General features: G+C 66.4%; 14 protein-coding genes and 1 tRNA gene. 7 read left to right on the top strand and 8 right to left on the bottom strand.

From position 1 onward, the window contains the following. The 5 genes from E2L08_RS08335 to E2L08_RS08315 all read left to right on the top strand — a co-directional run. Window positions 1-134 (top strand): transposase (locus E2L08_RS08335; protein ID WP_168771088.1); only part of this gene is annotated, 134 nt, incomplete at its 5' end. A 259-nt stretch (window positions 135-393) separates the two neighbouring features. Continuing rightward, window positions 394-615, top strand: a complete 222-nt coding sequence (locus E2L08_RS08330) for a hypothetical protein (RefSeq protein WP_133396606.1) — start codon at window positions 394-396, stop codon at window positions 613-615. Beyond that, window positions 612-1,112, top strand: coding sequence for a DUF2924 domain-containing protein (locus E2L08_RS08325; RefSeq protein WP_133396605.1), 501 nt, complete (start codon window positions 612-614; stop codon window positions 1,110-1,112). Before E2L08_RS08330 ends, E2L08_RS08325 begins: the two co-directional genes overlap by 4 nt. After that, the gene (locus tag E2L08_RS08320; protein WP_133396604.1) at window positions 1,109-2,434 is read left to right on the top strand and encodes a recombinase family protein; all 1,326 of its coding nucleotides are present in this window, start codon (window positions 1,109-1,111) and stop codon (window positions 2,432-2,434) included. The genes E2L08_RS08325 and E2L08_RS08320 overlap by 4 nt, the downstream gene beginning before the upstream one ends. Continuing rightward, a complete protein-coding gene (locus E2L08_RS08315) occupies window positions 2,434-2,814 on the top strand; it encodes a hypothetical protein (protein WP_133396603.1) in 381 nt (126 codons plus the stop codon). Before E2L08_RS08320 ends, E2L08_RS08315 begins: the two co-directional genes overlap by 1 nt. Window positions 2,815-2,817: 3 nt before the next feature. Here the strand turns inward: E2L08_RS08315 and E2L08_RS08310 are convergent, their stop codons facing one another. From E2L08_RS08310 to E2L08_RS08275, 8 genes are all read right to left on the bottom strand, one after another. After that, window positions 2,818-3,648 carry a protein NO VEIN domain-containing protein gene (locus tag E2L08_RS08310; protein WP_068248896.1) on the bottom strand — a complete coding sequence of 277 codons (831 nt, stop codon included), beginning with the start codon at window positions 3,646-3,648 and terminating at the stop codon, window positions 2,818-2,820. 390 nt (window positions 3,649-4,038) lie between these two features. After that, a tRNA-Ser gene (locus tag E2L08_RS08305) sits at window positions 4,039-4,128 on the bottom strand. A gap of 54 nt (window positions 4,129-4,182) precedes the next feature. Further along, window positions 4,183-5,331: a RuBisCO large subunit C-terminal-like domain-containing protein gene (locus tag E2L08_RS08300; RefSeq protein WP_133396602.1), complete on the bottom strand. Its 1,149-nt coding sequence runs from the start codon at window positions 5,329-5,331 to the stop codon at window positions 4,183-4,185. Continuing rightward, window positions 5,328-6,332, bottom strand: a complete 1,005-nt coding sequence (locus E2L08_RS08295; RefSeq protein ID WP_133396601.1) for a transketolase family protein — start codon at window positions 6,330-6,332, stop codon at window positions 5,328-5,330. Before E2L08_RS08295 ends, E2L08_RS08300 begins: the two co-directional genes overlap by 4 nt. Before the next feature lie 9 nt (window positions 6,333-6,341). Continuing rightward, window positions 6,342-7,268: a transketolase gene (locus E2L08_RS08290; RefSeq protein ID WP_133396600.1), complete on the bottom strand. Its 927-nt coding sequence runs from the start codon at window positions 7,266-7,268 to the stop codon at window positions 6,342-6,344. Window positions 7,269-7,370: 102 nt separating this feature from the next. Then, window positions 7,371-8,414 carry a substrate-binding domain-containing protein gene (locus tag E2L08_RS08285; protein WP_133396599.1) on the bottom strand — a complete coding sequence of 348 codons (1,044 nt, stop codon included), beginning with the start codon at window positions 8,412-8,414 and terminating at the stop codon, window positions 7,371-7,373. Window positions 8,415-8,444: 30 nt separating this feature from the next. Next, a complete protein-coding gene (locus tag E2L08_RS08280) occupies window positions 8,445-9,458 on the bottom strand; it encodes an ABC transporter permease (RefSeq protein WP_133396598.1) in 1,014 nt (337 codons plus the stop codon). Further along, window positions 9,448-10,977, bottom strand: a complete 1,530-nt coding sequence (locus E2L08_RS08275) for a sugar ABC transporter ATP-binding protein (protein WP_133396597.1) — start codon at window positions 10,975-10,977, stop codon at window positions 9,448-9,450. Before E2L08_RS08275 ends, E2L08_RS08280 begins: the two co-directional genes overlap by 11 nt. Before the next feature lie 134 nt (window positions 10,978-11,111). Here E2L08_RS08275 and mtnK point away from each other — a divergent pair, with 134 nt between their 5' ends. Both mtnK and mtnA read left to right on the top strand, forming a co-directional pair. Further along, complete coding sequence (gene mtnK / locus E2L08_RS08270) at window positions 11,112-12,371, top strand: S-methyl-5-thioribose kinase (protein ID WP_133396596.1); 1,260 nt, start codon at window positions 11,112-11,114, stop codon at window positions 12,369-12,371. Next, complete coding sequence (gene mtnA / locus E2L08_RS08265; RefSeq protein WP_133396595.1) at window positions 12,368-13,471, top strand: S-methyl-5-thioribose-1-phosphate isomerase; 1,104 nt, start codon at window positions 12,368-12,370, stop codon at window positions 13,469-13,471. The genes mtnK and mtnA overlap by 4 nt, the downstream gene beginning before the upstream one ends.

Genomic DNA, 13,471 nt, shown 5'->3' with positions numbered 1-13,471 from the left:
AGCGGCGCAACCGCATCGAGATCATGTTCGGTAGGTTGAAAGACTGGCGTCGCATCGCCACCCGCTACGACAGATGCCCGAAGGTCTTCCTCTCCGCCATCGCCCTCGCCGCAACCGTCATATTCTGGTTATGAATCCTGACCCTAGCAAAATAGTCCACGACATGTCCACAACTTCAACGATGAGGTGTCCTCGCTGCCCCTTTACGAAATGGCGGGTGGCACACCCAATGGTAGTTCAGTTCCTTATATCTTGGGACATGATATTGAAGAGTGACGCGCACCATCCAGTTCCTACAGTTGCGCAGAACTACGACAACCCATTGTTTTAACTTGAAACCCCTTCCGCATCGCGGCCACCACAGGACAAAACAGCTCCTGAGGTTCGCCCACCATGCCCAATACCGACGTCAATTTCGCCCCTCCGCCCGACACGCTGACCGCCAATGAGCGGCTGGCGGAACTCGCCGAGATCCTTGCTGCGGCCGTGGATCGTGCCAACCCACCAAGAATAAAGGAGAATTCTGCTAACGAGGCAGACAGTTCGCTGGACATCCTCGCCCTTGTTCGCCGTCGTCGTCACCAGTTGCGAACCCGAGTTGGAGAGGACGAATGACGAAAATCAAAACGAAATCAGTAGGAAAGAGAACAGGCCTTGTCGCTGCGCAGGGTCACGCTGTCCTGACAGACCTGGTCGCGCTGAAGGCCATGACCGTGCCGGAGCTGCGCGAGAAATGGGCGGGGATCTTTGACGCACCCGCGCCGAACACCAGCCGCCAGAATCTTGAGTTGCGACTAGGGTACCGCATCCAGGAACTGGCCCTTGGTGGCATTGGCCGGGACACGCGGCGGACGCTGGATGCGCTGGCGGCCGAGGTGGCTTCCGGCGAACCCGGTCAGATGGTGTCCGATCCGCGCCGCCCAATGCCGGGCACCAAGCTGGTCCGGGAGTGGAATGGCGTTGAGCACACTGTCACGGTGCTGACGAAGGGCTTCGAGTGGCAGGGCCGCCGGTACAAGTCACTCTCCGGCGCAGCGCGGGCCATCACCGGGGCGAACTGGAATGGGTGGAAGTTCTTCGGCTTCACCCCACGCCCGAGGATCAGCAAATGACGCGCCAGACACAACCACAACCGCCCCGCCGCCTGCGCTGCGCCATCTACACCCGCAAATCGAGCGAGGAAGGGCTCGACATGGAGTTCAACAGTCTCGACGCGCAGCGGGAGGCCTGCGAGGCCTACATCGCCAGCCAGAAGGCCGAGGGTTGGGTCTGCCTGCGCGACAAATACGATGACGGCGGCTTCTCCGGCGGAACACTGGAACGCCCCGCGCTGAAGGACCTGATCGCCGACATCGAGGACGGGCTGATCGACATCGTCGTCGTCTACAAGATCGACCGCCTCAGCCGCGCGTTGATGGATTTCTCCAAGCTGGTCGAGATCTTCGACAAGCACGGCGTCACGTTCGTGTCCGTCACGCAGTCCTTCAACACCACGACGTCCATGGGGCGGCTGACGCTGAACATCCTGCTGTCCTTCGCCCAGTTCGAACGCGAGGTCATTGGCGAGCGGATCCGCGACAAGGTCGCTGCTTCGCGCAAGAAAGGCATCTGGATGGGCGGGCCGGTGCCGCTCGGCTACAATGTGAAGGACCGCAAGCTGATCGTGGGCCCGGCCGAGGCGGAGACGGTGCGGACGATCTTCACGCTCTACGCCCGGTCGAGCTCCACGGCGGAGGTGATCCGCGAATTGGACGCGCGCGCGATCCTGACCAAGACCGGCAGGCCATATGACAAGACTTCGCTGCTCAAGACCCTGCACAACAAGGTCTATCGTGGTCTCGCAGTCCACAAAGGCACGGCCTATCCCGGCGAGCACGACGCGATCATCGACGCCGCACTTTGGGACGAGGTGCACGATGTGATCGCGAACAACCGCGTCAAGCGGGTTGCCGTTGCCAAGGAACCTTCACCGGCGCTGCTGCGCGGGCTGATCTTCACCGAAACCGGCGTCGCGATGACCCCGCACCACACAAAGAAAGGCACGCGGCGCTATCGCTACTATGTGTCGATGGACGCGATCAAGAAACGGCCCAAGGCCGAGATCCGAGGCCCGCAGCGGCTGCCGGGTGGTATGGTCGAGGATGCCGTGGTCGGCGAAATCCGCCGCCTGCTGCGCACGCCCGAGGTTGCCGCGTGGGTGTCGCGGACCCTGCGCAAGGACCGGCCAGACCTTGGTGAGACGGACATCAGCGCCTCGCTCACCCAGTTCGACGACATGTGGAAGGCGCTGATCCCGGCCGAGCAGGCGCGCGTCGTCAGGCTTCTGGTGGCGCGGGTCACGGCCAGCGAGGCCGGGCTGGCGGTTGATCTCCGCCATGAGGGCTTGGGCGCGATTGCCGCACTTATGGCCCCAGCGAAGCCGGAGGTGGCGTGATGGCAGAGCCAGAAACCCTCCGCGTCCACATCCCGCTCACCCTGCGCAATCGAGGCGGCCGCCCCCGCATCCTGCCGCCAAAAGAGATCGAGGTCGCCATGGATCGCGGCCAGGATGCCCGCCTGCTGCGCGCCATCGGCCGCGCGTGGGACTGGCGGCGCAGGCTCGAGCGCGGCGACGTCAACACCATCGCCGATCTCGCCAGAGAGGAAGGTATCTCCGACCGCTATGTCAGCCGCGTGATCCGGCTGGCATGGCTCGCGCCATCGGTGCTCGAGCGCCTGGTCCTGCGGCGCGAGCCCACGGTGCTATCGATCTTCGACCTCTGCGGCGTGGCCGAACTGCCATGGGTCGAGCAGCCGGGGCGCGTGTTTGACTGAGGGTCAGTGAAAGCTGGCCTGAAAGCTCGTGGCGGTCAGCGACACGTGGGCGTCCAGCGGCGGGCGCAGTTCGAACGCCTTCGGCTCGCGTGCAAAGTGATAGAGCCGCATGAGGCACCAGTCCGCCCGCCGTTCGTCGGCAACAGCCAGCTCGTTCCGCGAAATATGGAATGGTGTGCGTTCCCAGCCGTTGGTCGTCTTCACTTCGATCAGACGGGGCCGACCATCCGGCGCATAACTGGCGATATCATACCCCGCGCCATCGCCATCCTCCTCCGAGACCCATCGCACCTTTGACGCAAGATCAGAGCGCCCGGAGCCAGCCAGCACCGCTTTCTCATGCGCCAGCGCGCGTTCCTCTCCCGCCCGGCCAAGCGCGCGGTTGCGCTCGTCACGCTCCGCCACATCGAATTTGCGGGCGGTGGCGATGGTTTGCTCAAGTTCAGCCGGAGGCGGTTGGTTGCTGAGCGTCGGGGGCGGTCCAATCCAAAGTTGAGCCGCCTCGCGGAGGCCCATCGCGGGCCGGTCCGGAATGCGGGACAGCCAGCCGGGGTTGAGTTCCAGCCAACGCGCCACCGCCTCTTCTAGTGTGCCCTGGTAGTTTTGCGCGGGCTTGTAGCCGGGGATCCAGTCCTCTCCGAGTGCCCGGAGAACTGCGCTAATGTTCTGGTGCTTGAACTCAATCGAACTGCGGTTGCGGTCGATCTGGGCCTGAAGATCGCGATTGTGCGCGGCCTTGTTATAGGACTGACCAGCGAAGTCCGCAGCCAGCATCGCGAAGTAATCCGCGACGATCAGGTCATTCTCTGCATCTGTCCAAGGCCCGTTCGACATGCGGCCAGGCTAGACGCGGGAAAATCATTTGTCATCAACGGTTTCGGTTGGGGGAATGGGATGCAAACCTACCCAAGAAATCCGTCGATTTACGCTAGCATCCCGAGCAACGCGCCTACCGCATGTTCTGGCTATGTTGCCATCGATGTCGTTCGGAACGCACGTTTGGGTTTTGGCGGAGTTCGGCAGCAGTGCATTGAAAGGTAACGAGAAAACGAGACCGAACCGAAACGGGTGAGGTTCGCCCAAACTGAGACTGAGGGTCATTTTGAGCCCACCTTCGGCTAGGCGGCGCGTCTATGAGGTTCGGTCGGTTTCCGCAAACCCCTTTGATAACACGGAAAAATCCGTGCCCGTCAGGGCGGTGTCACTGGTTCGCAATGGGGATAATGGCGGAGACGAAGGGATTCGAACCCTCGAGACGGTTTCCCGCCTACTCCCTTAGCAGGGGAGCGCCTTCGACCACTCGGCCACGTCTCCGCCGACCCGTTTAGGGAGGTGCCGGGCGGGAAACAAGCTGAAAAAGCGCTCCCCTCAGGCGCCGTCCCGCGGCCGGCCGTCCAGCGCGTTGCGCATGTCGCGGATCGCGTCGCCGATGCGGTCGCCGTAGCGCAGGAGGCTTCCGCCGAGCAGGTAGACGCAATCCTCGCCGTAGAGGCGCATCATGTCGGGCAGGCGGTCGAGGCTCATGCCGCCGCCGGGGCTGGGCAGGATGGCGGGGCCGGGGCCGTCCTCGGCGCGGCAGGCGGCGACGATCTCTTCGCATTGCGCCTGCGAGAACCCGAACCGGCCGCCATGGTTGGGAAAGACCGAGATATCGGCCCCGGCCAGCCGCATCAGCGTGCCGAACAGCAGCCCATGGGCATAGCCGTGATCGGGCGACAGCACATAGGGCCCGAGATGGCTGGGATGGGCCATGATCGGCAGGTCGAACCCCGGCTCCTGCGCGAGTCGGTTCATGGCGTCGAAGCCGAAGAGGCCGGGGATCAGCAGGATGCCGGCCGCGCCCGCGTCGCGCGCGTAAAGCGCCAGGTCGCGCACCTGGTCGCCGTGCCCGCCGATATTGGCGAAGTAGAGCGCGCGGGTGGCATCGCCCTCGGCCGCGCGTTCCTCATTGGCGCGCCGCACCGCCCCGGCACAAAGCGCCACGCGGTCGCGAAAGGGCGCGGCGTCCTGGTTGGCGAGGCCGTGATCCTCTTTCACGATATCGGCGCCGGCCCGCGCGGTGAGATAGCAGAGCCGTGCAAGATCCTCGGCCGAACTGCCCTGCGGCTTGATGACCGGGCAGACAAAGCCGCCTTGCGACCGCCCGGTCAGGCGTCGCAGCCCCGCGGCGCCGAAACGCGGGCCGGGAAAGCGGTCGCGCAGGTCGGCGTTCTGCGTCAACCCGATGGCCCTGACCCCCTGCAGGATCGAGGCATTGCCCAGCATGACGTTGAGAAACTGCGGCAATTCGCGCCCCACGGCGTCGATGTGATAGCTCACCCGCGCCTCGAACACGCCCGCCTCTCGCGGCAGGACCGCATCGACCCGGCCGAGGATCACGTCCTCGACATACCCTTTTGGCACGACGTCGCGCGGAATCTCGACCGTATCCTCGAGCGCGATGGCCGCCGCGCGGCTTTCCGCATCGGCGAGATCCTCGGCCCGGATGCGGTAGGTGACGCTGAACCTGTCGCTCACAGCGCTTCGGCCTTGACGAGGGAGTGGACGTCGTCGACGCGGGCATGGTCGAGATCGTCCTCGGTGATGCCGAATTCCTGCCCGGTCAGGGTCTCGATGCCGCGCACCAGCGCCAGCGCGTCGAGCCCGTAATACCGCATCAGGTAGGCACGCGATCCGCCATGGGCATAGGTGTCCTTGAGCCCCAGCCGGATCAGGCGCTTGCCCACGCCCGCATCGGCCATCGTCTCGGCCACGAGCGACCCGATGCCGCCCTCGGTGACGTGGTTTTCCAGCGTGATGACCCCGTGCCGGACCGACCCAATGTGGTCGAGAAGCTGTGCGTGGTCGAAGGGCTTGATCGTGTGCAGGTGGATGTGGCGGATCGACAGGCCCGCCCGCGACAGGGCCGAGCGGGCGCGCATCGCCTCTTCGGTGGTGATGCCGGCTGTCACGACCAGCACGTCGCTGCCTTCGGAGAGCACGCGCATCTCGCCCACGCGGATCGGCGTGTCGAACAGCCGCGGCACCGATCCGCGCAGAACGCGGCACCACACGGGGCCGTCGATGCTGTCGGCGGCCTCGCAGATGCTTTCGACCTCGGTCGCGTCGCCGGTCTCGAGGATCGACATGTTGGGGATCGAGCGCATCACCGCGATATCCTCGATCGACTGGTGCGTCATGCCGCCCGGCGTGGTGATGCCGGGCAGGAAACCCATCAGCCGGACCTTGCGGCGCGGATAGGCGACCGAGGCCATGAGTTGGTCATAGGGGCGGCGATACATGAAGACGCCGAAAGTGTGGATAAAGGGCCGGAACCCGGCCAGCCCCAGCCCGCCGGCAAAGCTCATCATGTTCTGCTCGGCCATGCCCATCGACACGAACTGGTCGGGGTGGCGGTCGCGAAAGCCGTCGATCTCGCAGGACGAGGTCAGGTCGGCCGACAGGCACAGGATGTCGGGATTGCCGGCGGCGAATTTCTCGAACGCCGAGGCGTAGGGGCGGGATACCATCTCAACCATGTTGGGGCCTCATTCTGAGAGATCGACGGGCGCGACGCCGAGATCGGCCGCGATCGAGACGTTGAACCGCGCGCGTTCGTCCTCGGACTTGAACCGGACGTAATGCAGGCGGGGAAAGCGTTCTTCGAGGATCGACATGGTGTGAAAGGGCGAGGTGCGCGCGAGAATGATGAGCGGTCGGCCCTCGTGCGGCTCGGCCGCGGCCTCGCGGATCGCGTTCAGGTCGTGCCCGTCCACCTCGACGCAATGCGCGCCGAAGACGCGGAACTTGGCGGCGATATCGCCCACGTCCATGACGCTTGACATGGCGCCGTCGCATTGCTGGTCGTTCACGTCCATGATCGCGAACAGGTTGTCGATGCCGTGATGGGCGCAGGCCTGCACGGCCTCCCATGTCTGGCCCTCCTGCACCTCACCGTCGGACATGAAGACCCAGGTGCGGCCGGGCTCGCCGCGGCGCTTGCGGCCCCAGGCGAGGCCCGCGCCGGTCGACAGCCCGATGCCGAGGGTGCCGTTATGCACCTCCATGCCCGGCGAATGCTCGGCGCCGATCATCTCGACCGAAGAGCCGTCCTTGTTGAACATCTCGAGCCCCTCGGGGGCCATGCGCCCCGTCTCGATCAGGGTGGCGTAGGCCACCAGCGCATAATGCGCGGGCGCGATGAACAGCCGGTCGTATTCGGGCGCGGCGGGGCCGTTATAGCCCGCGCCAGTGTGATAGTCGGGGTTGTCCGCAGAGGGCACGCCGCCAAAGGGCGCGGGGATCGCGGGCAGCGTCGGCTCGCCCAGGCGCAGCTCTTCGTTGTAAAGCCAGGCAAGCTGCTCGGCGGCGGAACAGGCCTGGCTAAGATAGCCGCCATTGTTGCGCATCGCGTGTTCGAACACGCGCCGCCGGATCCCCAGTGCGACCTCTTCGGTCGTCTTTTCGTTGCGCATCGCGTCGGTCCATTCCTGTCTGCCGGGTGGGCGCGCCTGTGCCCCGCGCGGCCCGTGGCCAATGCACCGGCCCGCCGCCAGGGGCGGACCGGCGGTCTCGTGTCACCGCTGGGGCAGTGGAATCCAGTCGGGGGTCGACACGTCGGCATGCTGGAATTGCGGCATCTTGGCGCCGAGCTCTTCCATGTTGCTGACGTCGTTCTCGTTGAGGAAATCCTGCGTGATGAGCGTCGGCGGCACGATCACGCTGTCGCCCGGATCCTCGCCCGCCAGCATCATCGCCAGCGTGCGCACCGACACCTCGCCCACCACCGAGGGGTTGGTCGCCACGGTCGCGACCCATGCCGAGTCGGGCTCGCGCATGGCGGCGATATCGGCGGTCGAGACATCGGCGGAATAGATGTCGATATCCTGGCTCAGCCCGGCCTCGTCCACGGCGATCTTCACGCCCTTGGCGAACTCGTCATAGGGGGCGAACATGACGGTGATGTTCGGATTGGCCTGGAGGACCGACCGCGCCTGGTTGGCGACCGAGTTGGCGATCGGGTTGTCGAGCGTGCCGAACTGCGCGGCCTCGGTGATGCCGGGATTGGCCTCTTTCACCTCTTGCCAGGCGGCGTCGCGGCGGTCGAGCGGCGCGATGCCGGGGACATAGACGTAACCGGCGGTGAACTCGGTCCCGTGATCCTCGATGGCCTGGTCGAGCGCGAGCTTGGCGAGCAGGTAATCCGACTGCTCGACCTGCGGGATCGCGTCGTTCTCGACATCGACGTCGAAGGCCACGACCTTGATGCCGGCATCGACGGCACGCTGCGCGGCGGCCTGCATCGACTCGGTCAGGCCGTGCTGGATGATGATCCCGTCGACGCCGAGCGCGATGGCCTGGTCGACCATGTCGGCCTGGAGCGCCGCGTCCTGCCGGCTGTCGAGCACGCGCAGGTCGACGCCCAGCGCCTCTGCCTGCTGTTCGACGCCCGAAAGATAGGACTGGAAAAAATCGCCGGTCGAGAGATAGCGCACGAGCGCGATGGTCACGTCGCCGGGATTGTCGAAGGGCGCGGGCATGTCCTGCGCCGCCGCGGGCAGCCCCGCGCCAAGGACGAGCGCCGTGGCGGCGGTCGCCTTGAGTAGATGACGTCTCAGCATGGTAGGTTCCTCCCTTTGGGTTTCACGGGGTCAGCTTCGGCCCGTGCCGCGACGCGACGACAGGTAGAAGGTAAAGACAAGCGCGGCGACGAGCACGACGCCCTTGACGAAATCCTGCGTGTAATAGGGCGCGTTCATCATCGTGAGACCCTGCAACAGGATGCCCACGAACAGCGCCCCCGTCGCCGTGCCAAAGGCGTTGGGCCGTGCGGCGCCAAGCACCGCAAAGCCGATCAACGCCGCGGCGACGCTGTCGAGCAGCAGGTTCGTGCCCGACGCGATATCGCCACGCCCCAGCCGCGCGGCCAGCAGCATCCCCCCGATCGAGGCCATGACGCCCGAGATCATGTAGGCGGCGATCTTGTAGCGGTTCACCGGCGTGCCGACGAGCCCGGCGGCCCGTTCGTTCGACCCGATGGCATACATGAGCCGCCCCTGCCGGGTGAAGCCGAGAAACAGCCAGATGCCCAGCGCGATCAGCAGGAAGATGACCACCGGCAGGGGCACCAGGTTGTCGATCACGAGATCGAGCCGGTGCCGGCCCAGCCACAGAAAGGTGGAGCTAAACACGCCCTCGGCGGTGCTGCCGTCGGGCAGCGCCATGCCGGTCGCGATGGAATTGCCCTGCGTGGGGATGCGCTGAAGCCCGATCAGCAGGAACATCATCCCGAGTGTCGCCAGCAGGTCGGGCACGCGGAACTTGACGATGAGCAGCCCGTTTACCAGCCCCACCGCCGCCCCCATCAGCAGGCACAGCCCGATGGCGACCCCCGCCGACATCTCGAGCACGACCATCGCATAGGCCGACAGCATCAGCGCCGAGGTCGCGACCGCCCCGATGGACAGGTCGAACCCGCCCACAACCAGCGTGCAGGTCACGCCCAGCGCGAGGATGCCGGTGATCGCCACCGATTGCAGCACGAACACCGCCGAGCGGGGCGAGGCAAAGCCGGGGGCCGCGAGGCCGAAATAGACGACCATGCCCGCAAGCAGGATCAGGAATCCGTATTTGATCGCGAAGTTCAGCAGGCGGTCATTGCCCATCTTGTGCTCCTGTCTGCGCGGCGGGCCGGGCCGGTCCCGAGACCTGGGACACCATCGCGGCGAGGTCGATGTTCCGGTTCACATGCTCGCCCGCCACGGCGTTCTCATGCAGCACCACGATGCGGTCCGCGATCTCGAGCGCCTCGTCGATCTCGGACACGAAAACGATGGTCGCGCGCCCCTCGGCCGTCGCGCGGATGTGGCGCCCGATATCGCGGCGCGCGCCGATATCGACGCCCTGGAACGGCTCGTCGAGCAGCAGCAGGCGCGCCGGCTCGATCAGCCAGCGCCCGATCATCACCTTTTGCTGGTTGCCGCCCGACAGCGTCAGGATCGAGTCGCCCCCGCCCTGGCAGACGATGCCGATACGCTCGATCATCGCCTGCGTCGCGCGGCGCTGCTGGCCCGCGCGCAGGAACGACGCCCGGCTGAAGGCCGATAGGAAGGGCAGGGTCATGTTGTCGGCGATGTCGAATCCGGGGATCACCGCGTTCGACCCGCGATCCTTGGGCGACAGGAAGACGCCGCGCGCCACGGCCTCGCGCGGGGTGCGCGGCGCGTAGGGGCGGCCGTCGAGCCGGATCTCGCCTGCCGCGGGTCGCGCCAGCCCGAACAGGATCTCGGCCATGCGGGTCTTGCCGCTGCCCAGAAGCCCGGTGACGGCCACGATCTCTCCGTCATGGGCGGCGAGGTCGATGGGCGCGCTGGACGGCAAGAGGCGCAGGCCGCCAAGCTCGACCACCGGGGCGCCGCCGCTGCGCGGGGTTATGTCCACATCGGTCATCCGGTGGCCCAGCATGGCCGAGACCGCGCCCTCGTAATCGAGCGGCGCCTCGGCGAAGATGCCCGAGATCGCGCCGTCGCGCATGCACACGATCCGGTCGGCGACGCGGCGGATATCGGACATGCGGTGCGAGATATAAAGAATCGCGACGCCCTGCGCGCGCAGCCGGTCGATCAGCGCGAAAAGCCGCTCGGCCTCGGCCGCGGAAAGCGACGAGGTCGGTTCGTCGAGGATCAGCACCTCGGGGGCGCGGGCCATCGCGCGCGCGATGGCGATCATCTGGCGGTCGGCCACGTCGAGATCGCCCACCCGGCTGCGCACGTCCATCCGCAGGCCCATGCCTTCGGCCACGCGGCGCGCCTCGGCCCGGAGCTTGCTGTCACGCACGAAAAGCGGGGCGCCCGGTTCGGTCAGCCGGTCGAGCGTCAGGTTCGTGGCGACGTCGAGATCGGGGATGACGCCGTCGTCGATGTTCTGGTGAACCGTCACGACGCCTTTCGCGATGGCATCGGCCGCATCTGCGGGATCGAAGGGCGCGCCGCCCAACTCGATGGTGCCCGCGTCGCGGCGGTGATAGCCGCAGAGCACCTTGACCAGCGTGGATTTGCCCGCGCCATTGGCGCCCATCAGCACGGTGACCTCGCCCGCGCGCAGGTCCAGGTCGATCCCGCGCAGAACGTGGTTCGGCCCGAAGGATTTCTCCAAACCCCTGATACGGCACGCCGTTTTCGTCATCGCCCCTCCGCCGGCCGGCCGCGAGCCGGCCGTTCCGATCTCACTATTCGGCGCGCTTGGACGAATGTCAATTGCGTTGACTAATGACGAAACCGGTGGAAAAATCCTAACCATTAGCCGAGGAGGACGCGCCGATGACGCCATCGCAGGAATACGAACCCCTGGACGTGGACAGCCTCGGCGCACGGTTGGCGGGCGTCGAGATCCTGTCGCGCAAGGTCGGGCCGGACGCGTCGGCATGGCGGGTGCGCGAGGTGGGGGACGGCAACCTCAACCTCGTCTTCATCGTCGAGGGGCCCGTTGGCACGGCGGTGGTGAAACAGGCGCTGCCCTATGTGCGGCTGGTGGGCGATAGCTGGCCGCTGCCGCTTTACCGCGCCTTCTACGAGTATCACGCGCTGACGCGGCAGGCCGCGCGCGACCCCGGAAGCGTGCCCGAGGTCTATCATTTCGACGAGGCGCAGGCGCTCATCGTGATGGAGTTTCTCAGCCCGCATGTCATCCTGCGCCGCAAGATGATCGCCGGAGAGCGCGTTGAGGGGCTGGCCGAGCGGATCGGCACGTTCTGCGCGCGCACCGCTTTCCGCGGCTCCGAGCTGTCGATGGAAAGCGGCGCCAAGAAAGCCGATGTCGGGCTGTTCTCGGGCAATGTCGAGATCCCGGCGATCACCGAGAGCCTCGTGTTCACCGACCCCTATTTCGACGCCGAGCTGAACAGCCATACGCCGGGGCTGGAGCCGGTCATCGCCCGGCTGAGGGAGGATGCCGCGCTCAAGGCGCGGGTGCAGCGGATGCTGATGAGCTTTGCCTCGAACACCGAGACGCTGCTGCATGGCGATCTGCACAGCGGGTCGATCATGGCCACCGCGACCGAGGCCCGCGTGATCGACCCCGAATTCGTGCAATACGGGCCGATGGGCTTTGATATCGGGATGCTGATCGCGAATTATCTCATGGCGTTCTTCAGCCAGCCCGCGCATCGCGGCGACGATCCGGCCGCGTACCAGGGCTGGATCCTCGAGACGATCGAGGGCACCGTCGCGAGCTTTGAGGCCGAGTTCGCGCGGCTCTGGACGACCGAGCGGACGGGAATGCTGTTTCCCGCCTGCCTGTTCGAGGATCAGGGGCATTCCTCGGAGCCCGCGATGAAGGCCCTGCTGCGCGATATCTGGTCGGACGCGGTGGCGATCTGCGGGATCGAGATGCACCGCCGCTGCCTGTCGCTGGCCCATAACGCCGATTTCCAGGAGATCGAGGACACCGCGCTGCGCGCCCGGCTCGAGGCGCGCAACCTCATGATGGGGCGCGAGCTGATCCTGCGGACCGAAACCGTCCCCGACGCCCGCGCGCTGACCGCGATGGCGCGGGAGTTCAACGAAAGGGATGTGCTATGAAGGTCAACGGAACCCCCTACAGGTCGCTTTGGTGGGACGAGTCCGCCGGGGCGTTGCAGATCATCGACCAGCGTTGGCTGCCGCATGATTTCCGCACGCAGCAACTGGATACGATCGAGGATTACGCCGCGGCCATCGTCGAGATGCGGGTGCGCGGCGCGCCCCTGATCGGGGCGACGGCGGCCTATGGCATGGCGCTGGCGATGGCGCGCGATCCGTCGGATGCCAGCCTCGAAAGGGCCTGGGATTACCTGCACGACACGAGGCCCACGGCGATCAACCTGCGCTGGGCGCTCGACCGGTGCCGCCGCGCGCTGGCATCGCGTCCCGAGGGGGACCGTGTCGAGGCGGCGCTGCGCCTCGCCCACGAGATCGCCGACGAGGATGTCGAGATCAACCGCGCCATCGGAACCCACGGGCTGGAGCTGATCCGCGAGATCGCCGCCGGCAAGCCCGAGGGCGAGCCCGTGCGCATCCTGACCCACTGCAATGCCGGTTGGCTGGCGACCGTCGATTTCGGCACCGCGACGAGCCCGATGTACCAGGCCCATGACGCCGGCATCCCGATCCATGTCTGGGTGGACGAGACCCGCCCCCGCAACCAGGGCGCGCTGACGGCGTGGGAGCTGGGCAGCCACGGCATCCCGCATACCTATATCGTCGACAATGCGGGCGGGCACCTGATGCAGCACGGGATGGTCGACCTGGTCATCACCGGCACCGACCGCACCACCCGGCGCGGGGATGTCTGCAACAAGATCGGCACCTATCTCAAGGCGTTGGCGGCCAAGGATAACGGCGTGCCGTTCTACGTGGCGCTGCCGTCGCCCACGATCGACTGGACCGTCGATGACGGCGTGGCCGAGATCCCCATCGAGGAGCGCGCCGCCGTCGAGACGACGCATGTGCAGGGCATCGGCGAGGATGGCGGCTTTGCCACGGTGCGGGTGGCGCCCGAGGGCTCGGCCGGGGGCAACCCGGCCTTCGACGTGACGCCCAGCCGGCTCGTCACCGGGCTCATCACCGAGCGCGGGATTTGCAAGGCCACGCCCGAAGGCATGGCCGCGCTGTTCCCCGACATGGCGCAGGCCGCGGAATGA

This window comes from Palleronia sediminis, assembly GCF_004358695.1.
GTDB classification, from domain to species: domain Bacteria; phylum Pseudomonadota; class Alphaproteobacteria; order Rhodobacterales; family Rhodobacteraceae; genus Palleronia; species Palleronia sediminis.
Note: the sequence above shows the minus strand (reverse complement) of the source record. Positions and strands in the feature narration are given on the sequence as shown.